The organism is Methylotuvimicrobium buryatense 5G (assembly GCF_000341735.1).
Classification (GTDB): Bacteria; Pseudomonadota; Gammaproteobacteria; order Methylococcales; family Methylomonadaceae; genus Methylotuvimicrobium; species Methylotuvimicrobium buryatense.
In genome coordinates this window covers 4,066,662-4,090,514 of sequence record NZ_KB455575.1, presented here as the reverse complement: position 1 = coordinate 4,090,514, position 23,853 = coordinate 4,066,662, and the positions used below count along the sequence as shown (strand labels likewise).

20 protein-coding genes are annotated in these 23,853 nt (G+C 46.4%); 13 read left to right on the top strand and 7 right to left on the bottom strand.

What is annotated here, in order from left to right:
• Positions 1-73: 73 nt before the first annotated feature.
• From METBU_RS0118360 to METBU_RS0118345, 4 genes are all read left to right on the top strand, one after another.
• Positions 74-832 (top strand): ABC transporter permease, encoded by a 759-nt coding sequence (locus METBU_RS0118360; RefSeq protein WP_026130318.1) that lies wholly within the window; start codon positions 74-76, stop codon positions 830-832.
• Positions 829-1,569, top strand: coding sequence for an ABC transporter ATP-binding protein (locus METBU_RS0118355; protein WP_017842013.1), 741 nt, complete (start codon positions 829-831; stop codon positions 1,567-1,569). The genes METBU_RS0118360 and METBU_RS0118355 overlap by 4 nt, the downstream gene beginning before the upstream one ends.
• Before the next feature lie 294 nt (positions 1,570-1,863).
• Positions 1,864-2,130, top strand: coding sequence for a hypothetical protein (locus tag METBU_RS0118350; RefSeq protein WP_017842012.1), 267 nt, complete (start codon positions 1,864-1,866; stop codon positions 2,128-2,130).
• Positions 2,131-2,541: 411 nt separating this feature from the next.
• A complete protein-coding gene (locus METBU_RS0118345; RefSeq protein WP_017842011.1) occupies positions 2,542-4,023 on the top strand; it encodes a lipopolysaccharide biosynthesis protein in 1,482 nt (493 codons plus the stop codon).
• Positions 4,024-4,320: 297 nt separating this feature from the next.
• Here METBU_RS0118345 and METBU_RS0118335 read toward each other — a convergent pair whose 3' ends face one another.
• Complete coding sequence (locus METBU_RS0118335; RefSeq protein ID WP_017842009.1) at positions 4,321-5,265, bottom strand: malate dehydrogenase; 945 nt, start codon at positions 5,263-5,265, stop codon at positions 4,321-4,323.
• A gap of 373 nt (positions 5,266-5,638) precedes the next feature.
• On the opposite strand from METBU_RS0118335, the gene METBU_RS0118330 reads away from it, so the two are divergent.
• The 3 genes from METBU_RS0118330 (at position 5,639) to METBU_RS0118320 (ending at position 8,810) form a co-directional block, all read left to right on the top strand.
• Positions 5,639-6,925 carry a GumC domain-containing protein gene (locus tag METBU_RS0118330; RefSeq protein ID WP_040575352.1) on the top strand — a complete coding sequence of 429 codons (1,287 nt, stop codon included), beginning with the start codon at positions 5,639-5,641 and terminating at the stop codon, positions 6,923-6,925.
• The gene (locus tag METBU_RS0118325; protein WP_017842007.1) at positions 6,912-8,279 is read left to right on the top strand and encodes a coiled-coil domain-containing protein; all 1,368 of its coding nucleotides are present in this window, start codon (positions 6,912-6,914) and stop codon (positions 8,277-8,279) included. The genes METBU_RS0118330 and METBU_RS0118325 overlap by 14 nt, the downstream gene beginning before the upstream one ends.
• A 270-nt stretch (positions 8,280-8,549) precedes the next feature.
• A complete protein-coding gene (locus METBU_RS0118320; protein WP_017842006.1) occupies positions 8,550-8,810 on the top strand; it encodes a hypothetical protein in 261 nt (86 codons plus the stop codon).
• Positions 8,811-9,153: 343 nt separating this feature from the next.
• Here METBU_RS0118320 and ald read toward each other — a convergent pair whose 3' ends face one another.
• Positions 9,154-10,260, bottom strand: a complete 1,107-nt coding sequence (gene ald, locus METBU_RS0118315) for an alanine dehydrogenase (RefSeq protein WP_017842005.1) — start codon at positions 10,258-10,260, stop codon at positions 9,154-9,156.
• A gap of 318 nt (positions 10,261-10,578) precedes the next feature.
• On the opposite strand from ald, the gene METBU_RS0118310 reads away from it, so the two are divergent.
• The 3 genes from METBU_RS0118310 to METBU_RS0118300 all read left to right on the top strand — a co-directional run bounded on the left by METBU_RS0118310 (position 10,579) and on the right by METBU_RS0118300 (position 12,611).
• Complete coding sequence (locus METBU_RS0118310) at positions 10,579-11,550, top strand: calcium/sodium antiporter (RefSeq protein ID WP_017842004.1); 972 nt, start codon at positions 10,579-10,581, stop codon at positions 11,548-11,550.
• Between the two features lie 23 nt (positions 11,551-11,573).
• On the top strand, positions 11,574-12,113 hold the full coding sequence (locus tag METBU_RS0118305) for a DUF2058 domain-containing protein (protein WP_017842003.1): 540 nt from the start codon (positions 11,574-11,576) through the stop codon (positions 12,111-12,113).
• A gap of 90 nt (positions 12,114-12,203) precedes the next feature.
• A complete protein-coding gene (locus METBU_RS0118300) occupies positions 12,204-12,611 on the top strand; it encodes a cupin domain-containing protein (RefSeq protein WP_017842002.1) in 408 nt (135 codons plus the stop codon).
• A 628-nt stretch (positions 12,612-13,239) separates the two neighbouring features.
• Here the strand turns inward: METBU_RS0118300 and METBU_RS0118295 are convergent.
• The 3 genes from METBU_RS0118295 to metH are packed head-to-tail and all read right to left on the bottom strand — an operon-like array spanning position 13,240 to position 17,681.
• Positions 13,240-13,509, bottom strand: a complete 270-nt coding sequence (locus METBU_RS0118295; protein WP_017842001.1) for a glutaredoxin family protein — start codon at positions 13,507-13,509, stop codon at positions 13,240-13,242.
• Positions 13,502-13,999, bottom strand: coding sequence for a TIGR00645 family protein (locus tag METBU_RS0118290; RefSeq protein WP_014147030.1), 498 nt, complete (start codon positions 13,997-13,999; stop codon positions 13,502-13,504). Before METBU_RS0118290 ends, METBU_RS0118295 begins: the two co-directional genes overlap by 8 nt.
• A 10-nt stretch (positions 14,000-14,009) precedes the next feature.
• Positions 14,010-17,681: a methionine synthase gene (gene metH / locus METBU_RS0118285; protein ID WP_017842000.1), complete on the bottom strand. Its 3,672-nt coding sequence runs from the start codon at positions 17,679-17,681 to the stop codon at positions 14,010-14,012.
• A gap of 105 nt (positions 17,682-17,786) precedes the next feature.
• On the opposite strand from metH, the gene METBU_RS0118280 reads away from it, so the two are divergent.
• Positions 17,787-17,975, top strand: coding sequence for a DUF2970 domain-containing protein (locus METBU_RS0118280; protein ID WP_017841999.1), 189 nt, complete (start codon positions 17,787-17,789; stop codon positions 17,973-17,975).
• Between the two features lie 54 nt (positions 17,976-18,029).
• On the opposite strand, the gene METBU_RS0118275 is transcribed toward METBU_RS0118280, so the two are convergent.
• Entirely contained in the window at positions 18,030-18,455 is a 426-nt protein-coding gene (locus METBU_RS0118275; RefSeq protein ID WP_017841998.1) for a hypothetical protein, read from the bottom strand.
• 23 nt (positions 18,456-18,478) lie between these two features.
• Positions 18,479-18,868, bottom strand: a complete 390-nt coding sequence (locus METBU_RS0118270) for a hypothetical protein (protein ID WP_017841997.1) — start codon at positions 18,866-18,868, stop codon at positions 18,479-18,481.
• Between the two features lie 212 nt (positions 18,869-19,080).
• Between METBU_RS0118270 and METBU_RS29055 the strand changes: the two genes are divergently transcribed.
• A complete protein-coding gene (locus METBU_RS29055; protein WP_017841996.1) occupies positions 19,081-19,212 on the top strand; it encodes a hypothetical protein in 132 nt (43 codons plus the stop codon).
• Positions 19,213-19,358: 146 nt separating this feature from the next.
• On the top strand, positions 19,359-21,308 hold the full coding sequence (locus tag METBU_RS0118260; RefSeq protein ID WP_026130315.1) for a DCC1-like thiol-disulfide oxidoreductase family protein: 1,950 nt from the start codon (positions 19,359-19,361) through the stop codon (positions 21,306-21,308).
• Positions 21,309-23,853 lie beyond the last annotated feature (2,545 nt).

Sequence of the window (23,853 nt, the reverse complement as noted above, 5' to 3'; positions counted from 1 at the left end):
GTCACTGAATTAAAGGAAGCGCTTTCGTCAATAGCAGCGTTATCACTGAAATGCTGCTGCACTTAATCCAAACATGACTTCAACTAAGCTAAGCCATTACAGAACACTCAATCTGTTGTCGATCCTGCTCTTTATAGGGCTATGGCAGGGCCTTGCCCTTTATCTCAGCGACAATAGCCTACCAACGCCGGCATCGGTGACCGAGGTATTCTGGCAAGAAACCTTATCCGGCCAACTTCCTTATCATCTGGGCGTGACCTTGCTTAGATTGGTTTCCAGTTTTGCCGTTGCGATGCTACTCGGTTGCGCCATCGGTATCGTCTTAGGCCGGAATCAAAAACTGGATGCCTTTTTCGATAACTGGCTGGTCATTTTTTTGAATATCCCGGCCTTGGTGACGATTATCTTGTGCTATGTCTGGTTTGGACTGATCGAATCAGCCGCTATTCTTGCGGTCGTCATCAACAAACTGCCGAACGTCGTCGTCACGATTCGAGAAGGCACTCGAGCCCTGGACAAGGATTTACTGGAAATGGCCCGCTGTTACCATTTCGGTAAACGCAAAACTCTGGTTCATGTCATCTGGCCACAACTGCATCCTTTTGTCATGGGCGCAACGCGTTCGGGTTTAGCATTGATTTGGAAAATCATTCTCGTCGTCGAACTGCTCGGCCGCAGTAACGGCATGGGCTACCAATTGCATTTATTCTTTCAAATGTTCGACGTCGCCGGCATTCTGGCCTATACGGTCGCGTTTGTGGCGGTGATTCAAGTGATCGAGATACTCATTCTGAAACCGCTCGACCGAAAAGCCGGAAGGTGGCGCCGATGACCGCGATCCGCATCGACATCGTTGACAAAACCTATCCATCGCAACGACAATCCCCGGGTCACCGTGCCATCGCCGATCTGAAACTGGAATTGCCGTCCAATGAATTCATTTGCCTGGTCGGCCCGTCCGGCTGCGGCAAGACCACGCTGCTGAACATCCTGGCCGGATTAGACCGGGATTACCGGGGCGAAATCACGGTCGAACATCGGCACAAAACACCGAAAATCGGCTATGTCTTTCAGAACCCTCGGCTTTTGCCGTGGAAGACCGTCCGAGAAAACATCACGCTGGCCCTGCCGACCGATCATGACCCGAAAACGGTTGACGCCTTGCTCGACACGATGCAATTGACCGATGCCCAACAGGTCTATCCGGAACGCCTGTCCTTGGGCATGAGTCGGCGCGTTTCGATCATCAGGGCCTTTGCGATCGATCCCGACGTGCTATTGATGGACGAGCCTTTCGTGTCGCTCGATGCTCCAACCGCGCGTCAGGTCAGGGAATTGTTGATAAGACTCTGGCAACAGCGTCCGCATACGGTCTTGTTCGTCACGCACGACCTGCGCGAAGCGATCGCGCTAGCGGATCGCCTGGTTTTCCTGTCTTCGCCGCCGATGCAGGCGATCAGCGAAATCCGCGTGAACATTCCGAGAGACAAACGCGACGACGAAACGGCTATCGAGGCGTTCAGACAAAAATTGCTTCAGGATCATCCTGAAATCAGGGCGCTTTTATGAGCTTACCGGCAGTCGTTTAAACGTCCTGCACTGTTGCAGGACCGGGAAAAATACCCGATACTTATAGCCCTTTATGCCCCCGCTATCCTAGATATACTCATCGCAGATCAAAATTCGGCGCCGGGGTGCCCGTCAAAGGACGCCGTGAATACGTCCATGTAGGCTCTATGCCAGCTCCATGCTGGCAAAGCCTTTGTCGAGCACCCCGGTGCCTCCTTAGTCACCTGCCGAATTTTGAAGTACGAAAGGTATAATAGCGGGCTGATATTCAACGACCCGGAGGACCATACAATAATGTTCAAAAGAATCCTATTAGGCTTTGCCGCATTCGGCTTCACTTTAGCGTCAACGACTGCTTCAGCCGGCAGTGACGAGCAATACCCTGCCAGCAACTTTCAACCGAAAGTCGTTTTTATCGATGAAGAATTAGCAGATCAATTGGATACCGCACCGGACGCCCAAAAAGCCGATAAAAAATCAAGCAGCGAACCGGCCTCGATAGCGGAATTCGATCCCAAATATCCGGCCGCCTATTTCCAGCCTAAGGTTATTTATCCTTAGTCTCTTATCACTCAACTCTTTGAATTTTTCATTTAACGCTTAATAAAACCGCAGAGTTCACAAAGGTATAGATATTCATGCCTTGTGTTCTCGGTGGTTGAAAAACGATCTACTCCCTTTTGATTGAAAAACCGCCTAACACGACGGATGCCCGACCTTGGTGCGCGATGTTCACCCTACACCTAGCGCTTTATAGCCTATGACCATCAACAATTTCCAAGTTATTTTGAGATTAAAAAGCGGTAATACAGAAATTAGCTAAAATGGCTTTTTTCAACAGACTTAGGCGCCGGGGTATTCGGCAAAGGCTTTGCCTACATGGACATATGCACCATGCCCTTTAACGGACACCCCGACGCCGAATATTGATCTACGATAGCTATAGCTACTCTGTTAACCGGACCCTTTGTCTTGAACCCTTTACGTCAACTCGTTTCACAGACCGCAATTTACGGCCTTAGCAGCATCATCGGCCGTTTTCTTAATTATCTTTTGGTCCCGCTCTACACCTACACATTCAATACCGGTGAATACGGCGTGGTCTCGGAATTTTATGCATACGCCGGTTTTTTCGCGGTACTGTTGATCGGCGGCCTTGAAACCGGATATTTTCGATTTCACAATAAAAAGGATTTTTCGAAAGAGACAGTCTATGCCGGCGCGCAAAGCTTTTTAGTTTTGGTTAATCTGACTTTTCTCGGGTTCATCGTATTTTTCAACGAAACTTTGGCGGAGCTTCTGCATTACGGCGAACATCCTGAATATATTCTTTGGTTTGCATCGATTCTAGTTCTGGACGCGATAACGGCGCTGCCGTTCGCGCGGTTACGCGCGGAAAACCGGGCATGGCGTTTTGCCGGCATCAAATTGACCGAGATTTTCTTGACCATCGGCCTCAATCTGTTTTTTCTGGTTGCTTGTCCTAAAATCGCTGCGGCCTGGCCGGATTCGGCGATTCGTTTTATTTACGACCCGGCGATCGGTGTCGGATATATTTTCCTAGCCAACCTGCTGGCCAGTTGTTTTAAATTCCTGTTACTGATTCCGCAACTGCGCGGCATACGCCTGCAGCTAAGCCCGACAATACTCAAACCGATGTTGATCTATTCATTGCCTATGGTCATCATCGGATTCGCCGGCATGGTCAACGAAATGCTCGACCGGGCAATATTGAAATATATGCTGCCTTATGATTTGGATACCAATTTGCAAATGCTCGGTATCTATGGCGCCTGTTATAAATTATCGATTCTAATGAGCCTGTTCGTGCAAGCTTTCCGCTATGCCGGCGAACCGTTTTTCTTTAGCATAGCCGGACGTGAGGATGCACAAAAGTCTTATGCATTGATCATGAATTATTTTGTAATCTTCGGCGTGTTTATTTTTCTAGTCGTGACGCTATTCATCGATTTCTTTCAATATTTTATCGGCTCGGATTTCCGTGAAGGCCTCGATATTGTGCCGGTCTTATTGATCGCAAATCTACTGCTCGGCATCTATGTCAATCTGTCGATCTGGTACAAATTGACCGACCGCACCGGCATGGGCGCTTGGGTTTCGTTGGCGGGCGCCGGTTTGACCGCTTGGCTGAATATTTGGTGGATCCCGATTTGGGGTTATCACGGTTCTGCCTGGGCGACGCTGGCGTGCTATCTATTCATGGCCGTCATCTCTTGGCTACTCGGGCGCCGCTATTATCCGGTCCCTTATAGGCTAGGCAAGATCATCGGCTATATCACCTTCGGTTTAATTTTATATGTTGCCCATCATTTCGCGACAGAAGTCTATCTTATCAACACCTGGCTCAGCGCTTCGGCAAGCCTTGCAGCTTATCTAGTTACCGCAACGTGGTTCGATATTCGGCCGCTACTGCGCCACAAACACGATACTTGAGTCGGCCACGTTTCTCCCTTCATCTTTCAGCTTTGGTATGCATTCCCACGCTGGAGCGGCGGTAACGAGGAACCTTGACCAATGTGACTTCGATACCCTTTATTATCATCCAAGCTTACCGGCTTCGAAATCGCGATCTGGGGATCGCTCCCACAAGACTCCATTCCTCTTTCCTCTTTCCTCTTTCCTCTTTCCTCTTTCCTCTTTCCTCTTTCCTCTTTCCTCTTTCCCCTTTCCCCTTTCCCCTTTCACCTTTCCCCTTTCACCTTTCACCTTTCACCTTTCACCTTTCACCTTTCATCTTTCACCTTTCACCTTTCCTCTTTCACCTACCCCAAGCAATAAACTATCGATATTGGCTCGGACCGTTCTGGCCGATTGCTCCAGCGCCTCGATCTCCAGACTGTTTAGGTCGGGCTGCAAATACCGGATAATACCGGAACGGCCTAGTACGACCGGAATGCTGAAACAATTGTCTTTGATCCCCTGCCAGTCATCGAAACAAGTACTGAGCGGCATCGTTCGATGTTCGTCGTGAACTATGGTTCTGATGACTTCGCAAGCGGCTGAAGCAATCGCAAAATTGGTATAACCTTTCAATCGATAGACCTCGAAACCGGCCTTGTTGACCTCTTCAAAAATCTCTCTATGCCTCGGACTATCGGTTATCAGCTCGCCGCCAGCCGAAGCATGGCTGAATACCGGAAACTGATTCGGTCCGTGTTCGCCAAGAATATAGGCTCTTAAATCGTCGGGATGAATCTGCTCGGCCTTGGACAATAAGGTTCTGAATCGAGCCGAGTCGACCAGCGTGCCGATTCCGACGATTTGTGACGACGGCAATCCCGAAAGCCGCGTAGCACAGCAGGTCATCACATCGACCGGATTGGTGATGATAATAAAAACAGCTTCAGGATTATTTTCGGCCAGCATCGGGATAATCGATTTGAATAACTCGACATTCGCTTTGCCTAATTCCATACGAGAAGTCATGCCTTTTGCCATCGGCGTCGAAGCGGTGATCGCGACGATATCGCAACCCACCGCCTCTTCAAGCGGGCCGCCCTCGATTTGCATCGGTCGTTCGCAAAAAGCCAGTGTATGCTGTAAATCTAATGCATTTCCCAACGCTTTGGTCGCATCACGATTGACCAACAACAAATAATTGCCCAACCCCTTCAACACCAGCGCATACGCTAACGACGAACCGACATGGCCGGCTCCGATTATGGCTATTTTCATGATTGACACTCAATCTCAAATATACGGTTAAAACCCTCACGCAATAGCCGGAATAAAGACAACTGCTTGATTTGTTTTCAATAGAAACTATTTAAATTCAATGTGATACTATTAGCAGAATTTTTTTAATCTTGCTAATTTCCGCAATAACGCTAAAAAATCAGTTGAGCATTCTAAATCCCGTTCGCCCTGAGCCTAGTCGAAGGGTGGGCGGGATTTAGAATGCTCACCCAATGGGTGGCGCTTGGATTCGCTCATACTTCGACAAGGCTCTCCTGAGCGCAGTCCGAAGGACTCAGCACGAACGGATTCCAAGCGCTCCAGCTGATTTTTTAGGATTACGCTTACTCGAATAACAACATAAAGTCAGACGATGGACAACCGAATAATAATAAAAATGAAAAGCGGCGGCCTAGGACGTCTCATCAACATCATACAAACCATGTTCGTGAGTCTGATGCGAATATGGACCATTCCCATCGTTCTCGCGCTCAGTTTGGCTTCCGGGTTTACGACATATTACGGCATGTCGCATTTCATCACACCCTGGATCGCGCTGATCATCACGGTCGCGATTCAATCGATCATCGTAATTTGCTCATTCGAAATCGCAGGGATTCATTGGCGTGCCAATCGATTGCGTTATTTCAGCGTGCTTGCCTCGCTGTTGATTGCATTGGGCGCATCGGTGTCGTTTTCTTATTTCAAATTTTATGAAATCTCCGAGCAAGACACGATTCATATCCAACGCCTCAACGAGGTCCGCAATAAAGTCGAGGATTATTTAAGCAACATTATCGCCATCAAAGGGGAATTGCTGGCGAAAGAGCGGCTTGAAGTGGAACAGTTGAACCAACAAGTCACTCAAGCTTATTTCGGCACGCATCCTGAAATCCCTCCATCGTTAAGAAACCAAATCGGCGAAGGCCGAATATGGCGGCACTATAACGAGCTTTATCAAAACAAAAAATCTGAATTGGCAGGACTTGAAGAACAACTTGCACTTCTCGACGCCCAAATCGGCGCACTACAAGCCAATCTAAACCAACTTGACCAGGATTCCGAAGCTATTCGAGAAATATATCAACAGATATCGAGCGGTTTGCAGACCGTTCAATTGCAATTCAATCGACAAGTCGCCAAATTCAACACCCATTTACCCGCGGCACCGGTATTGATGCCTTACTCGCAATATATCCAAGGCATCAAACCGTCATTTGCAATGTGGACGGGCTTTTCGACCTTTGCTTTAGTGTGCGCGGGCATGGTCGATTTTTTTACCGTACTGCTCTCCTACCGCCTGGAATTCACCGCTCCCGGCCCACTAACTGAACAAGAGGAAGAGTTGGTTTTCGAGTGCCTTAGACAATTCACGCAATTTCGCATCAACGAAAACGATGCCCTGGAAATGATTATCGAAAAAACCGAAATCGAAAAAGCCAAACGCTATATTGACTGGCCGAGAATGTTTGCGGTCGGCCTGTTGCTTAGCCGGGGCTTTTTGCGTAAAGTCGATGACCGTACTGTGGAATTCGCGCCGACGCTTTATCCGTTAATTGCCGAAAAGCTTGGCGATAAACTACAAAAAATCAAGGAGCAATCCGGACGCGCAGAACCTGTAACGATGAATACCGAACCCGCTACCCATGAACAGCACTAAATCGCCTCTGGACCTCTGGCTAGCCGATATCGCCAGCGAAGCGAACGACCAAGATGAAACTTGGGACCCGGGCTTCGACGGCAGCCGACGTTTAGTCGTCGCAAAACTAGGTCCTTATCGGAAGGCCTTTCCACGTCCCACAACATTTACTCCGCGTTTTTACCATCGTATTTATCATCTACCGATCGAAGACTGGCTGATGATCTGTCGTGCCGAACTCTACGGCGGTTTTTGCTCACTTGAGATCAATCTGACGATTCATTTTCAAGCCTCGATTCACTATGCGATGGCACATCTTGAGACCTTGCCCGAGATCAACCGACATATCAAAAAAGCTTATGAAAGCCTGGTTCGCGATGTCATCGACCAGGAAATTAAAAAGCTCGACAATGGCGAATGGATAGAATCCGGTTTAGCGCCGATCGAAAAGCAAATTCAATCGCAAATCAACGAAACACTAATCACTCAACATATCCAGTGTCGTGCGTTATGCTCGATACAACCGTCTTTTGCCGATGTTGCGCAATCGCAAAACCTGAACAATGGTTTTGCTCGTGAAGATATTTATTTAAAAATCCAAAAGAAAAACTTCGAATTCAAGGAACGTCAAAATAGGGAAAACCTGCGCCAACAAGAAGAACAAGAACGCCTGCTTATCGAAAAAAGAAACCGGGAAACGGAATTAAAAATCAAAGAACAAGCACTTGAGGCAGAATCCAATTTGCGCTTACTAAAGGAGCAAGAGCGACAAATAACCGAGCAATTCAACCTGGAAGAACGCCTGTACATGGAGCGCGTCCGGCATCAAACCCGTCTGCAAGAACTCGAGCAGGAAACGCAACGAGAATTGCAACGCCAACAACTGGCTAAACAACTTGAAAACGAGCAACGACTGCAAGAAGAAAAGTTGAGGCATCAACAGTTACTGAAAGAAAAAGAGCTCGCAGCCGAACTCAAACTGTTCGAAGAACAACAAGCTCAATGGAATGCCGCGAAAGAACGCATGCAACAAGAAAAGCTCAAACAGGAACAGCGCTTAAAACAAATCGAATCCGAAGCGGAACGGGCTTTAGCTGCGCAAAAACAATCAGAAGCTCAGAAATTGCAGGAAAAGTTGCATGCGGAAAGGCTGCAACACGAAAGCCGCCTGAAGGAAATGGAACTGGCGATGCAGATCGAAGAGCAGAAAAAACGCTATGAAGCCACTCAGGAAACTTCCGAATATTTACGCAGGGATATCGAGCTACTGGTACTCGAGAAACGGCGCAACGAAATGATACAGGCCGCGAGAAAAGCCAAGCAATCCACCGACCAAGCTCCTCGGGAACTGCCGTTGAATTCGGAGCCCGAATAAAGCAACACAAAACTCAAATAGGCATCGATGAACAAACAATAATCCTAAAAAGAGCAGCTAAGAGACTCAAACTACCCGTTCGCTCTGAGCCCTTCGTCTGCGCTCAAGAGAGCCTTGTCGAAGGGTGAGGGTAGTTTGATGCTTCACCAAGCCGGTGAAAGTGTTGTAGACCGTTCATGCTTCGACTTGGCTCAGCACGAACGGTCTACAACACATGCCAACTGCTCTTCTTAGGATAATCATATTCAATAACCGAACAGGAAGGCTGCCATGTACTTATTCCATAAAGCCGCAAAAATAATATTGTTATTACGACATAACCTTGCAACAACCATCATTGTTCTGTTATTCGGTATTGTCATTTTTAAGTTGATCGGTGCTTACATCAGTTCCAATATCGACGACGGCGAATGGGCACAATTTAAAATCGACCACGATTGCCAACCGTTTATCAACGACAGCGGGAGTCAACGCTTGAGTTGGCAATGCGATGACGGGAAAGTGTATTACCGTTGGCGGCAGCAGCGTTAACCTCTGGAAAAACTTCTCGTTAAAGGACTATCAAAAAAACCAACTATCGAAATCCGAACTATTTTTCCCCAGCAATTCCCAATTTGGAGATCAAAAAGGGTGTGGGGTATGCTTGGCGAGGATGTCGGCAGCAGGGCAGATTTTTGCTCCTCGGCAATTGCTCCTGCATTGCCCTACTACACGCCATCCTTGACGTAATGCAAAATCTGCATTCAGGCCATCCTTGGCGTTCGAGCTGCCGCCAAGCCCCCATGGATGGGTTTACGGCGTTCCTCGACAGGCATACCCCACACCCTAAAATCGGCGAAACTGCTCAAAATGGGAATTGCTGATTTTTCCCACGCTAATCAACCAAAGCCCGATAATGCTTTAATTTGTCAAGCGCTGCAGCTGCAGCATGATTGGTCAACTGTCCGTGATAAGTCATGACTGCTTTCTTTAATCCACTGTCAAGATGCTCAAGCCCTTCTTTATCTGCTTCGGCCAGCTTTAGAACAAAAGGCAAAGTCGCTTCATTGAGCGCCAGTGTCGAGGTTCGAGGGTAGGCGCCGGGCATATTGCTAACGCAATAATGAATCACGCCATGCGTCCTGTAAACGGGCTCGGTATGCGATGTCGGCCGCGAAGTTTCGATGCAACCGCCTTGGTCGATACTGACGTCGACAACGACCGAGCCGGGCATCATCGTCGCTATCATTTGTTCGGTGATGACTTTAGGCGCTTTGTCTCCCCTGCACAACACGGCCCCAATAATAAGGTCTGCCTCGGTAACAATGCGGCTTATATTTTCCGGCGTCGATAATACGAAATTGACTTCCGGCAACTCGTTTCTTCTCAACCAATCCATGTGCGATTTGTCGATACCGGCGACATAAACCTCGGCTCCCATTGCCGATGCCACGCGAGCGGCATGCATGCCAACCACCCCATCGCCGACGACCAACACATTACCATGCCTGTTCTTGCCAATGCGGCCTAATTGAACGCCTTTGCCGCCATTGAACTTAGCCAGGTAATACGCGCCCATCAAGACCGCGACATTGCCGGCTATCGCACTCATCGGCACTAGAATCGGCAACCGGCCTTGCTCATCTTCAACCAGTTCGTAGGCAATCGCGGTGGTGCCATTAGTCAGCAAGGCATCGGTCAAAGCCGGATCGACACCGGCCAAATGCAAAAAAGTAAAGATCTTTTGTTGCTTCAAATACTGATACTCGGCAGGCAACGGCTCCTTGACCTTAACCACTAGGTCCGCCTGCCAAGCCTCCGATGCTGAAACCAAATTAACACCAAGCTGCTTGTAATGATTATCGGTAAACCCCGAATCTAATCCGGCACCGATTTCAACTAACACTTCGTGGCCTCGCTCGACCAATATTCCGGCGGCCGCCGGAGTCAGTCCCACCCTTCCTTCTTGATCCTTAATTTCTTTCGGAACACCTATTCTCATTGCGCCCCCTTGATTTAGTGGCAAGCTATCATTCGAATTGGAATATAATTCGGTTTTACCTTTCGCACTTCAAATTTCGGCAGTGCCTAAGGAGGCACCGAGATGCCTGGCAAAGGCTTTGCCAGCATGGATGCTGGCTAGAGCTTACATGGGCGTATTCACGGCATCCTTTGACGGGCCCCGGTGCCGAATTTTTATCTACGATGGGTAAATAAAACCGGTACAACAATGGCTCTTTCAAAGCTCGATTGTAATCGATTTCCTTTTCCCTTCCATATACAGAATCATAAAACTCTGTATTTCTTTTTTGGAGTCTCCATGGCGTTATCTGTTGTTCTAATTATTGTCGGTTTAGCATTATTAGTCTGGAGTGCCGATCGCTTTGTCGAGGGCGCGTCCGCTGTTGCGCATTTTGCCGGAATGTCGCCGCTATTGATCGGCATGGTCATCGTCGGTTTCGGCACCTCCGCCCCGGAAATGGCGGTGTCTTCAATATCGGCATGGCAAGGCAATCCGAATATCGCATTAGGCAACGGCTACGGCTCAAATATCACCAATATCGCATTAATTCTCGGCATCACCGCGATCATAAGTCCGATTGCCGTACACTCTCAAGTGCTTCGAAAAGAACTCCCTATCCTTAGCGCGGTCACGTTGTTCGCCGCCTTGCAAATTTATGACAACGAATTTACTCAATTGGATGCTTGGCTTTTATTAGCGGTGTTTGGCATGATCATGGGCTGGACCATCATCCAAGGCATGAAAAAAGATTCCGATAGTTTCGAAAAGGAAATGGAATCCGAATTACAAGCCCACGAGATGACACTTGGTCGTGCGTTATTTTGGGTTGCCTTAGGCTTGGTGTTATTGATCGTCAGCTCACAGATGCTGGTCTCAGGCGCAGTCACGATTGCACAAAGTCTAGGTATCAGCGATTTAATCATTGGACTAACCGTCGTTGCAATCGGCACATCTTTGCCGGAACTGGCGTCATCAGTCATCGCCGCCAAGAAGGGCGAGCACGATATTGCCTTGGGAAATATTATCGGGTCCAATCTATTCAATACGACTGCGGTCGTAGGGATTGCAGGAGCCATACATCCCATGACGATCCCCGAAGATATTTTGCTCCGAGATTGGCCTGTCATGGCCGCACTAACGGCTTCCCTTTTTGTCCTGGGTTACTCCAACAATGGCGGAGGACGAATCAACCGTATAGAAGGCGGATTATTATTATCGGCCTACATCGGTTACACCTGTTATCTGATCTTTTCGGTCACTACTATTTAACTTATTGCCGTCACGAAAAAACCATGACTCAAAAAAAATTAAGTCTACAGGAACAACTGCTGAAGTCCGGCCTTGCCAGCGACACCAAGGCTAAACAAATTCGGGCCGAAAAACGTAAACAACCCAAAAAGAATGCCCATGCCGCTACGGAGCAAACTCGACTGGAGATACAAAAAGCTAAAACGGAACAACAAGAAAAAGACCGTCTGCTCAACCAACTAAAAAAAGAAGAAACGGAACGAAAACAACTGGCCGCTCAGATCAAACAACTGGTCGAGCAACATAAGCTTGCGCAAAGCAATGAAGGCGTAAAATACAATTTTAACGATAACGGCAAAGTTAAATCGGTATATGTTTCGGAGTTCGTACGAAATCAAATCGTCAATGGCCGCGCGGCAATCGTCATTTGCGAAAAACAATATCAAATCGTACCGCTCGAAATTGCCCAAAAAATCGAACAACGCTTACCCGGCGTGATCGTTTTAATCAATGAGCCTCCCAAACAACCCGCGACTGACGATCCCTATGCCGATTATCAAATACCGGACGACTTGATTTGGTAATTTCTTATTGAAATAGCAAAATTCGATGCAACAAAATCACCAGCTAACGATCAAACAATCTCACAATAAATTTATACGGGAGAAAGCAAGATGAACAATAATTGTTATTTAAAATACGCAGGAATGTTCGGGTTACCGTTAGCCATGCTGACGCTTGGAATTTCAACGGCGACCGCGCAAACTCAAGGCAAATTCGACAGAAAACTATTATTAGAACAACAGATCGAATTACCGTCGAATACCGTCAATGCCAAAACAATCAAAGTCACCATACCTGCAGGATTCAAAACACCGGACCATACCCACGACGGCCCTGGCCCTCGCTATGTCGTCAAAGGCAAGTTAAAAGTCATCGAAGGCGATAAAACGGGAGTCTATTCGGCCGGAGACGTATTCTGGGAGTCCGGCGATGTCATGTCGGTCGAAAATGTCGGCAAAGGCACCGCCGAATTAATTATTTTCGAACTCGCGCAACCGAAACAGCCCGAGAAAAAATAACCAGCTTCCTCGGTTCGACCTGCCAAACCGGGAGCCAATCGACTCACCCGGTTTGGTCATTAGGAAACAGCCATCAGCTGTAAAAAGCATTTTTTATTTACGAAAATCACGAAAATATTCAATTAGTTAAACCTTTCAAGCTGATCAACCAATGGACTCAAAAAACTTATGCAACCTGAGTTCGGTTTAAGACGCAAGCCATTATCAGTCGCCCTTGGCTGGACGGGGTTTGTAATCCATGCGCATCAAGCTTAAAACGGCCAACCCGCATCACGCTCTTTCCCAAACTCCAGCTTGTGAAAGACACCCCGGAAACTAGAGCTTCCTGAACAGGCTACCCGATCTGGCGCTTGGGTAGCCACATATTTTAGCCTTTTTGACCTCGATGCCATTTAATGTAACTTAGCATTCTTGGCCTCGAAATCGCGATCTAGGGATCGCTCCCACAGTGCATCCGCCATCCTCAGCGGGAACAACACTTCCACCGTCCCTCTCCTAAGGCTAGGCGAGGGAAAGTCACTGATGCTCGTCACCCACGGTTTATTTCGAAGCCTTCGAAGCGGCCTAAATTCAATTCAAGGGCGGGTTAAATAACCCGCCCCGCGTATGGGATCAAGCAATACAGGGCTTACCGCTTACCATCATACTTTCCGCTAATCATTGCGACAAGCCTCTCTACATCGAGTCGATCGAACGGCCAACAAAGTTCTGAACCCGACGCCTCGTGCAACAACACCGGGATGCGTATCGCGTAACGCTCCTGCCATTGCGTTTGCTCGGCTATATCGATCGACTCAATCTCGATATCGTTATTATCTGCCAGATAACTATTCAGCATTTCCTCCGCTTGCTCGCACAAATGGCAGCCTTGCGTCCCGAACAGAATCAACTTAATCATGATGCTTGCTGATTTTATCGAGAAAACCCATCAACAGCGCAGAAATTACGAGAGTTAAATGCACGGCGACATACCATAAAATCTTGTCGTTGTCAGTCCCTTGTATATTCATGAATACTTTCAACAAATGAATCGACGAGATCGCGACAATCGACGATGCCAGCTTGATTTTTAGAGAACCGTAATCATGCGTTCCGAGCCAACCCAGCTTTTCGGTCGACAAACCGATATCCATTTGCGAAACGAAATTTTCGTAACCGCTGAACATCACGATGATGACTAGACTACCAACCAGAGTCAGATCGATCAAAGTCAATAACTTCAAAGTCAAATTCGCTTCATCGATCTCAAGAATGTGAGGGACAAAATGAATGATCTCCTGAAAAAATTTTACCGATATTGCCAACAAGGCTACGCTCATTCCTAGATACACCGGCGCCAAAATCCAGCGACTCGCATACATGATGCGCTCGATCGCGCGTTCAATCATAGAAAGCTCCTCAGTGATGCAAATGCGCGGACAACCACCGCTCAGCTACTTCCTTCGCGATGCCTTTTCGGCGCGCATAGTCTTCGAGCTGATCGTGATCGATCTTGCCAACATTGAAATACTGCGCTTCCGGATGCGAAAAATACCAGCCGCTGACCGCCGAAGCCGGATACATCGCGTAACTCTCGGTCAACTCGATGCCGGTCGTCGCCGTAACATTGAGCAACTCGAACAATTTGCTCTTTTCGGTATGATCCGGACAAGCGGGATAACCCGGAGCCGGCCTTATGCCTTGATAAGATTCTGCGATCAACTCATCGTTACGGTATTGTTCGTCTTTTGCATAACCCCAAAAATCCTTCCTAACCGCTTCATGCATATACTCGGCGAAGGCTTCTGCCAATCGGTCTGCCAAGGCCTTGAGCATGATCGAACTGTAATCGTCATGGTCTTTTTCGAATTCTTCGAGCTTAGCTTCGATGCCGATGCCGGTCGTTACCGCAAAGCCGCCCAAATAATCGGTCTTGCCGCTATCGATAGGCGCGATGAAATCGGACAAACAATAATTCGGCCGCCCCGGCGCCTTGACACTTTGCTGCCGCAAATGATGCAAAATTTCTCGCTTTTCAAGCCGCGAATCGTCTTTATATAAAATGATGTCGTCGCCGTCGCTGTTGGCCGAAAAAAAACCGATAACGGCTCGAGCCTGAAGCCATTCTTCGTTGATGATTTTTTTCAACATGGTCTGCGCATCTTCAAATAACTTTCGCGCTTCGACGCCGACAACCCGATCTTCGAAAATATCGGGATATTTACCGGCCAATTCCCAGGTATGGAAGAACGGCGTCCAATCGATATACCAAACCAACGTATCGAGAGGAAAGCGATCGATGACTTTGGTGCCTAAAAAAGTGGGCTTGACCGGCTCGAAATCGGTCCAATTGAATTTATTGCGCCTCGCCTGCTCAATACTGTGCTGCTTGGTCTTGGCTTTACGGCCCTGATGCCTTTCCCGAACCTCCTTGTATTCTTCCTTGATTTTTTGGGTAAATGCCTCCTTGGAATCGTCGCTGACCAAATGACTGGCGACACCGACGCTTCTGGAGGCGTCGGCAACATAAACAACCGGGCCATGATAGTTAGGCTCGATCTTGACCGCAGTATGCGCTCGTGAAGTCGTTGCGCCGCCGATCATCAACGGAATGTCGAAGCCTTGTCGTTCCATTTCCTTGGCCATATGCACCATTTCATCGAGAGACGGCGTAATCAATCCGCTGAGACCGATGATATCGACTTTTTCATCTCGCGCGGTCTGCAATATTTTTTCGGCCGGCACCATCACTCCCAAGTCGATAACCTGAAAATTATTGCATTGCAGCACCACTCCGACGATGTTTTTACCGATATCGTGCACGTCGCCTTTGACGGTGGCCATCAGTATTTTGCCGTTGGTCTGCATTTCGCCGTCTTGCTCAGCTTCCATGAACGGCATCAAATAAGCGACCGCCTTTTTCATGACACGCGCCGACTTGACGACTTGCGGCAAAAACATTTTGCCGGCTCCAAACAAATCGCCGACCACATTCATGCCGTCCATCAACGCGCCTTCGATTACATGCAGCGGCTTTTCGGCTTCCTGTCGTGCCTGCTCGGTATCTTCGTCGATGAAATCGGCGATGCCTTTAACCAAGGCATGCTCGAGCCTTTTAGTAACCGGCCAACTACGCCATTCCAGCTCTTCCGGCTTGGCTACCGTACTACCGTCGCCTCGATATTTTTCGGCCAACTCAAGCAAGCGTTCGGTCGCGCGGTCATTACGATTGAGCACAACATCCTCAACCGCATCGCGCAATTCTATCGGAATATCTTCGTAAATCGCCAATTGGCCGGCATTGACGATGCCCATATCCATGCCGGCCTTGATCGCATGATACAAAAATACCGCATGTATCGCCTCGCGAACCGGATTGTTCCCTCGGAACGAAAAAGACACGTTCGACACGCCGCCCGAAATCAAGGCATGAGGTAGCGTTCGCTTGATTTCGCGGGTCGCCTCGATAAAATCCATGCCGTAGTTATTGTGCTCATCGATACCGGTTGCAATCGCAAAGATGTTCGGGTCGAAAATAATGTCCTCGGCCGGAAAATTCAATTGCTCGGTCAAAATACGATAGGCCCGACTGCAGATTTCGACCTTTCTATCACGCGTATCGGCTTGACCTTGTTCGTCGAAAGCCATCACGATTGCAGCCGCACCATAGCGACGTATCAATTTGGCATGTCGTATAAATGCCTCCTCGCCTTCCTTCATCGAGATAGAATTAACGACACCCTTGCCTTGAATGCACTTCAATCCGGCTTCGAGAATATCCCATTTCGACGAATCGAGCATGATCGGCACCTTAGCGATATCGGGTTCTGCCGCGATCAGACTGAGAAAGCGCACCATCGCTTCTTTCGACTCCAACATGCCTTCGTCCATGTTGATATCGATGATTTGCGCGCCGTTTTCGACCTGGTCCTTGGCTATTTCCAATGCCGTTTCAAAATCGCCGTCGACAACTAAGCGCTTGAATTTTGCCGAGCCGGTGACATTGGTCCGTTCGCCGACATTAACGAACAACGAATCCGGCCCAATATTCATCGGTTCCAGGCCGGCCAGGCGGCATTGCTTTTCAATAACGGGAACGACTCTCGGCGGATATTGCTTGACCGCCTCGACAATCGCTTTGATATGCTCGGGCGACGTGCCGCAACAGCCGCCGATGATGTTCAAATAACCGTTCGCGGCCCAATCAGCCAACTCCAAGGCCATATCTTCCGGCGATTCGTCATATTCGCCGAATTCGTTCGGCAAGCCCGCGTTTGGATGAGCCGACACATGCGTATCGGCTATCGAAGATAACTCTTCGATATGTTGTCTGAGTTCTTTCGCACCTAAGGCACAGTTGAAGCCGAATGAAATCGGCTCGATATGACTGAGTGAATTCCAAAACGCCGCGACGGTTTGACCCGACAGGGTTCTGCCGGACGCATCGGTAATCGTGCCGGAAATCATGACTGGCAGTTTATAGCCGAGCGCTTCGAAATATTGATCGACCGCGAAAATTGCCGCCTTGGCATTGAGCGTATCGAATACCGTTTCGATCAAAATAATATCGGAACCGCCGTCAATCAAGCCCCGCGTCGCTTCGGTATAAGCATCAACCAAAGTATCGAAGTCGATATTACGAAAACCGGGGTCGTTGACATCCGGCGACATCGATGCAGTTCGGTTGGTCGGCCCTAAAATACCGGCTACGAAGCGCGGCTTATCAGGTGTTTTGTGGGTATATTCGTCAGCAGCCTGTCTAGCCAGTCGCGCCGATTCCAAATTGATCTCATAGGCCAATGATTCCATTTTGTAATCGGCCATCGCAATTTGCGTCGCATTAAAGGTATTAGTCTCGATAATATCGCAACCGACATCGAGATATGCGCTGTGAATCGCTTTAATAATATCCGGCTGAGTCAAAGACAACAGGTCATTATTACCTTTTAGATCGACAGTCCAGTCCGAAAAACGTTTGCCCCGATAATCTTTTTCTTCCAATTTGTAGCTTTGAATCATCGTGCCCATAGCGCCATCTAAAAACAGGATACTTTGGGACAGTCTTTTTTTAAAATTTTCTAATTTACTCATGTGCTTACATGCTAGAAGTTAAATAAGGGCAGAGCGCCCGGATAAAGCTTGGCTTGACAAGCTGTCGCACCATATTATGCTTAACGGATTTCTAGGGGGATGGTTATGTCGAAACCGACGATACTCAGTGTAATAAAAAGCGTTTTCGCCGCCGCAGTCGGCGTACAAAGTGACAAAAACAGGCAACGGGATTTCGAACACGGCAACTTATCCACGTACATCATTGTCGGCATTATTTTTACCGTTTTATTTGTCGCTCTTTTGGCATTACTTGTTGCAAAAATTACTGGCTGATTAACAAAAAAGCCCAAGCAGGACTTGGGCTTTTTTGCCTTGTAAAACGAGAGACTATTCCGGTTTGAAGCTATTCTTGATCGAGACGAATAACTCTTTCATTCCGCTGAATAAATTAGAAACTGTCAATGCTTCTTTGAGCATAAACTTAGTTCTAATAAATGCAACGGCTAAGACACCCAGAAGCGGCGGCATCAATTCAAACACAATGGACAACAGAGTTCCGGTAAATCCTTGAAATATGCCGCCTTTGGTTTTTCGGTCGCCGACGGAAGCCAAATCCCGCTCATAGCCGCCTTCGAAACCGCCGCCTTTAAAGGTCTCGAGTAAATACACATTGAAATAAACAGCCGTAAATTGAACCGCTAAAAAAACGACCGAGCACAAAACCACCCAAAAAAGGGTTTTTTCTACTTTAGCTCGCGAAGCCGACTGGTAGACCCAAACGGCTACCAGAATCATCACAATACCACCAATCATTGCACACCCTCCTGTTTTAGTTATTATTTTTTAGTTAAAAAGAAAAAAAGATAGGTACACTTCAAAATCATATCCGAATCCGATTTTTCGATCACTTTGCAAGATTCGTATTTTTCGCGACCGGGAGTCGCTTGCTTTCTAATCATGCCATCTTCGACAGAATATTTTAATGCCACTTCAAACGTCTTAGTTCGCCCGAACGTATCGATCGATTTAGTGTTCAACACCCCGTCAGTTTTAAAATCCCACTCGACGCTTAACGCTTTTTTCTCTCCATCCAACTTAGCAGATTCCGCATAGAGATTCCAACTTCCCAAAATTTCAGACTGATCTTTCAATAAGACTTCCGCATTCGCTGCAAAAGCCAATAAAACAGCGGGCCATATTGCATGTATTCTCATTTTTATATTCATTTTCCCACCTTTTTACTTTGAATTTTATAGGTCTTTCGGATTATAACACACACCCACCGCTACTCTAGTTTTTACATTCCCCTAACTTATTGTGCATCGCTTTAAAATTTCAACAATAAATCTTGACATTAGCTGTGTCTAAAGTATCATTGATGGCTCATTTGCTATGTCTATAGCATTTTCTAAAATATAAAAATACAGGTAGGACACTCATGGGTGCGATCTTAGATTTGACTGAAATGTTAAAAGAACCAGCTGGCATGATCGGTGCGATTGTCGTTATCGCAGCCGGTTACTTCTTAGTAAAATGGGTTTTTGCTGAGCCTAACGACGAAGACAAATAAACTAACACTCCGTTAGTTTAAATAAAGATTACAAGGCCGCCCCTGCTAATTCCGTTAAAGTATTAGAGGCGGCCTTTGTTTTTTTATCCACTCGCCGCCTAAATACCTTATAATTTGTACATTTAATCAGCACATTGCTTTATTAAATGTATCATTTTATTTACACCAAGATATACCAACTCCATACTAAACCCGCCCCAGCCACCGGCATCGGCTTATTCCGACTATTCTACGGAATGGTGTTATTTCAAGAAATCTGCTTCTTGTTATATTTCAACCATCTAATTTTCGACCCTACTCCTTACATTGACGTCGAATTCCCACTCATTCCTTTTTTTCTTTGCCTCTGGGCGATTGCTGCCTTATTCATAATCGCTGGCTACCAATGCCAATACGCCCTGATTGTCAGCTACATTTTTTGGATCGTCTTTGTACAATTTACCCCCATGCAGCGCGACTTTGACGGCGGATTCGATGCATTTATGACCGGAGCAGGATTTTTTCTACTCTTCATGCCGACCGACAAAGCCTTTGCAATTGATCAATTAAGGCTAAAACTCAGCACACCTTTTCGTCATTATTCGCAACATCAAAAACCTACTGTTTCAATCCTCAGCTACCACCTCCCTATATTGATCTGCCTGGGCTTTCTATATTTCGACTCGGCGATTCATAAATTATTTGCTGAACACTGGCGAAACGGCCTAGGCGCCTGGCTTCCGTCCACACAGCCTTATTATGTATCCGCGATCAATATGTCCTGGCTGCTCAACCAGGAAGTCTTACAAAAGATGATTGGCTATACCATTATCATTTTTCAATTCAGCTTTCTATTCTTATTTTCAAACCGTCACTTACGCCCCATCTACCTTTTTATTGGCATTGGCTTACACCTTGGCATAACGATTTCTCTAAACATTTATCCGTTTGGCCTTAGCATGCTCATTTTTTACATTCTACTGGTTCCATTTTCATGGTGGCGTTGCTTAGCGAAAACCTTAAGACCCACTCAGCCTTTATTACTTGTCTATTACGACAAAGACTGCCCTTTATGCAACCGGACCGCATTAACCGTCAATCATTTCGATATTTTCAAATGCATTGAATTTAAAGACGCTCAAACCTTTTCAAATAAACAACCCGCTCTATCTTCCATACCACTAAACACCCTACTAACGGATCTTTATGCCGTCGATGAAAACGGAAAAGTTTATAGCGGCATCAATACCTATATACGAATCCTAATAAAAATGCGCTATCCATTCTTATTCGGCTGGTTAATGAGTATTCCTGGCATTTATCATCTGACCAAAACAATCTATCGCAACATAGCCGACAACAGACAACGCACGCCATGCAATCAAGACTGCATCATCCCAAATACAACCCAATGTAAATTACCCACCTTTTATGACCGCTTATTTGAGACCGACAACCCTCGTTTAAGAAAAAACTTAAAAACGCTGTCTAAAGCCCTTTTTATCATTTGTATACTACAAATCAATAGCTCCTTGCACTACGGACTGCTATATCGACTTAATGTCGACACACGCAACAACCCTATGACGCTCACACTAACCCAGGCCAGCAATTCGATTTTGTTACTATCCCATTCATTCATCGGTATAACACCCCACGCTCTTTATTTACACGACCATTTTGAGGGCTATGACTCATTACTCGCAATCACCTATACCAATAATGAAGGAGATGAAGCCTGGTTACCGTTCATCAACCAAGAAGGGCGAATACTTGCCCCTCACTGGGGACGCGTTCATTCAATGTGGGCCAATATTGCCGTCACACCGAATATCGATGTTATCAGGCTCAACAAACTGATCATGAAAATCACTGCATACTGGTCCCATAGACTTGAGCTAAACCTTGATGACACTGTGTTCACCATCAAGATCAAGACAAACTCGGCGCCATCATTCTGGGTTTATGACTTGCTGAATCAAAACCTCAGTGGAGAATGGTCAAACCTTGGCACAGTCCATTGGAAACATCAGCAATTCCATAGCAACCTAAGCCAAATGCTGCTCAATCATGCCTCCCTTAAATCAAGCTATTGGCCTACTGTCACACCTGAATAACGACAAGGTTTTGCAATTTACTCCCCTTATACTCATAAATAGTAATTATTCAGACCCCTACATTTCAAACATGCAGCCCCCCCCCCCCCATAAGCCATAGGTATCTACACAAGTTTTCAGCTTTATAAAACAATTAGTTAAGTTAATTTTTCTGTTATCTAGGATAAAAAAGTAGACTAAAAACTTCAATTTTTAGTCCCTATCTTCATAATAAACCAGAAGAAACTTTAAATACCTATCGTAGATCAAAATTCGGCGCCGGGGCGTTCACCTAAGGACGCCGTGAATAGGCCCATGTAGGCTCTATGCCAGCTCCATGCTGGCAAAGCCTTTGTCGGACACCCCGGAGCCTCCTCGGGCACCGCCGAAACTTGAAGTGCAAAAGGTATAACAGCATGATTTTAAATGATAAAAATGTGTAGATACTTATACCCCATAAGTACTAATTTAAGGAAGGAACGCGTCATTCCGCCAGGGATTGGCGGAATCCAGGACCAAGGATGGCAATGCGTAGCACCACATCAATGCACCATGGATATCGACAACCCATACCGATATGACGAATAAAGCCATAAACGCACCATACTCCCTTTATACTCTAAAAATGGTTAGCTTTATGAAGGTATGAGGTGTGGCTAGCGAGGATGTCGCAGATTTTAGGGAGGAGAATAGGCTCTAATCTGGCGCTTATGACTCTACCCCTTTGAATAAAGTTATTCATTAAAAAAACTTCACCTAACCCCTCGGCAACTGCTCCTGCGTTCTACCTCTAGTTGTCCATGCCGTCGTCTTTTTAAAAGAGGAGGACTAAATATTTACCAAAACCGATTGCCGGACCAGACAATTCCTCCATTCTAAAGCTTGAGTGACTTCACCATACAGCTGCGTGAGTTACGAGCGAACTATTCGAATAACCCAAGTAAGCATCGAGTTAATTCTCATTATTTATGTTTCTTTTTAGAACAATAGCTTACTATAAACAACAACATACTTTTTAGCATAAATCTCCCCCCCTACCATTATGACATCTACGCTCATTTTAATTTAAATGTTGCATAGATATTTTTGCCATGATATAAAAATACCGTGCTAAGCATTTAGTACTGTAATTTTATTAATATAAAAATAAATTCTTTTGGAGGATAGTATGAAAAAAGTTTTATCACTTTTAGCTATGGCATTAATGATCGTTGGTTTAACAGGCTGCCTGGACGATCCTGATAGCTCCAAACAAAAAGTTGAAAATACAACTATTAGATTGTAAGCTTTGACCTAATGAATCCAGCTTGTTTTCAAATAAGCTGGATTCATATTCAATTTTAGCTTTCTCAACTCCATACAATCATCTCGTCACCTTATTCCTCTCCCTGCTCCTTCCGCAATTTTTCTTAGAAATATTCTCCTCAGCTTTCCAACTTTTTAATAGCCTTTACCGCGCTTCGAATTATATTTCTAATTCTTTAAGCAGGTTCCCATGCGATCAGCCCCATCTCCACATTAATTGCCGCAATAGTTTTCAATATATGTAGCGAATTAAGAGCCCATCCATAGAGCCCACCCATCAAAACTTTTAGACGTATACCCATCGTAGATCAAAATTCGGCCCCGTGATGTCCGTCAAAGAACGCCGTTAATACATACTAGCAGCCTCTATGCCACCTCCATGCTGGCCAAGCCTTTTCCGCACCCCCCGGCGCCTCCTCAAGCAGTGCCGAAATTTGACATAGGAAATATATAATTATTCCCTATATCCTAAATTTGATAGCTTAACCATTAAGCGCCTGAAGCTCATTAAGTCACTCACTATATTAACCGTGCAGTCCCGCTAACCTATCGGGCGAGCTAAATCTTTATAAGAACGGGCGTTGATTCAAAAAAATATGATTTTAGTTCTACCATGAAGAGTATGAATAACTTGAAGACACAGCGTATTCTATTTAATCGCGTTACTATACCCTTTGCTGGTCAAATTTCGGCGCAGGGGTGTTCGTCAATGGACGCCGTGAAACGTCCATGTAGGCTCTTGACAGCACCCCTGCTGTCAAGACCTTTGCCGAACACCCCGGCACCTCCACGCGTCAATGACGAAATTTGAAGTGCGATGGGTATAACCATTAACAGTCTATGTCATCATTATTGCCATTGGAGTGTTTGATTTGAAAATGCTGTATTACCGCATTGAGTTTATCTATTGAGTTCATTCGTGATATTGAGACCGCTCACAAAGCACTCAATTCTCTTCCCTTCATTATCCTCATGGCAATAAAAAACAAGCTATAAACATTGCGCTGCCCACCCCCATAAGAAGGCACACCAATTTATTGAATCAACTTCTTATTCTTTATGATCTTCATAGTGAATTTTTTCTAGATTTGCAGTCAAAAATTAGCTAACCTCATGAAGGTATAAGGCTTAGCTAGCAGCAATTCCCCATTTGGGGATCAAAAAGGGCGTGGGATGTGCTTGGCAAAGATGTAATGAATGCTGAGCATTCAAGAGCATTTTTCTGCTTTGAGTTGCCAACACTTACCCTTCAAGCCGCCGT

What these genes read in the sequence shown, in the direction of transcription:
- METBU_RS0118260 (WP_026130315.1), top strand. Translation starts at nt 19,359, where the DNA reads ATGTATCATTTTATTTACACCAAGATATACCAACTCCATACTAAACCC.
- METBU_RS0118320 (WP_017842006.1), top strand. Translation starts at nt 8,550, where the DNA reads ATGTACTTATTCCATAAAGCCGCAAAAATAATATTGTTATTACGACAT.
- METBU_RS29055 (WP_017841996.1), top strand. Translation starts at nt 19,081, where the DNA reads ATGGGTGCGATCTTAGATTTGACTGAAATGTTAAAAGAACCAGCTGGC.
- METBU_RS0118330 (WP_040575352.1), top strand. Translation starts at nt 5,639, where the DNA reads ATGGACAACCGAATAATAATAAAAATGAAAAGCGGCGGCCTAGGACGT.
- METBU_RS0118275 (WP_017841998.1), bottom strand. Translation starts at nt 18,455, where the DNA reads ATGATTGGTGGTATTGTGATGATTCTGGTAGCCGTTTGGGTCTACCAG.
- METBU_RS0118325 (WP_017842007.1), top strand. Translation starts at nt 6,912, where the DNA reads ATGAACAGCACTAAATCGCCTCTGGACCTCTGGCTAGCCGATATCGCC.
- METBU_RS0118280 (WP_017841999.1), top strand. Translation starts at nt 17,787, where the DNA reads ATGTCGAAACCGACGATACTCAGTGTAATAAAAAGCGTTTTCGCCGCC.
- METBU_RS0118295 (WP_017842001.1), bottom strand. Translation starts at nt 13,509, where the DNA reads ATGATTAAGTTGATTCTGTTCGGGACGCAAGGCTGCCATTTGTGCGAG.
- METBU_RS0118305 (WP_017842003.1), top strand. Translation starts at nt 11,574, where the DNA reads ATGACTCAAAAAAAATTAAGTCTACAGGAACAACTGCTGAAGTCCGGC.
- METBU_RS0118270 (WP_017841997.1), bottom strand. Translation starts at nt 18,868, where the DNA reads ATGAATATAAAAATGAGAATACATGCAATATGGCCCGCTGTTTTATTG.
- ald (WP_017842005.1), bottom strand. Translation starts at nt 10,260, where the DNA reads ATGAGAATAGGTGTTCCGAAAGAAATTAAGGATCAAGAAGGAAGGGTG.
- metH (WP_017842000.1), bottom strand. Translation starts at nt 17,681, where the DNA reads ATGAGTAAATTAGAAAATTTTAAAAAAAGACTGTCCCAAAGTATCCTG.
- METBU_RS0118335 (WP_017842009.1), bottom strand. Translation starts at nt 5,265, where the DNA reads ATGAAAATAGCCATAATCGGAGCCGGCCATGTCGGTTCGTCGTTAGCG.
- METBU_RS0118290 (WP_014147030.1), bottom strand. Translation starts at nt 13,999, where the DNA reads ATGATTGAACGCGCGATCGAGCGCATCATGTATGCGAGTCGCTGGATT.
- METBU_RS0118300 (WP_017842002.1), top strand. Translation starts at nt 12,204, where the DNA reads ATGAACAATAATTGTTATTTAAAATACGCAGGAATGTTCGGGTTACCG.
- METBU_RS0118360 (WP_026130318.1), top strand. Translation starts at nt 74, where the DNA reads ATGACTTCAACTAAGCTAAGCCATTACAGAACACTCAATCTGTTGTCG.
- METBU_RS0118350 (WP_017842012.1), top strand. Translation starts at nt 1,864, where the DNA reads ATGTTCAAAAGAATCCTATTAGGCTTTGCCGCATTCGGCTTCACTTTA.
- METBU_RS0118355 (WP_017842013.1), top strand. Translation starts at nt 829, where the DNA reads ATGACCGCGATCCGCATCGACATCGTTGACAAAACCTATCCATCGCAA.
- METBU_RS0118310 (WP_017842004.1), top strand. Translation starts at nt 10,579, where the DNA reads ATGGCGTTATCTGTTGTTCTAATTATTGTCGGTTTAGCATTATTAGTC.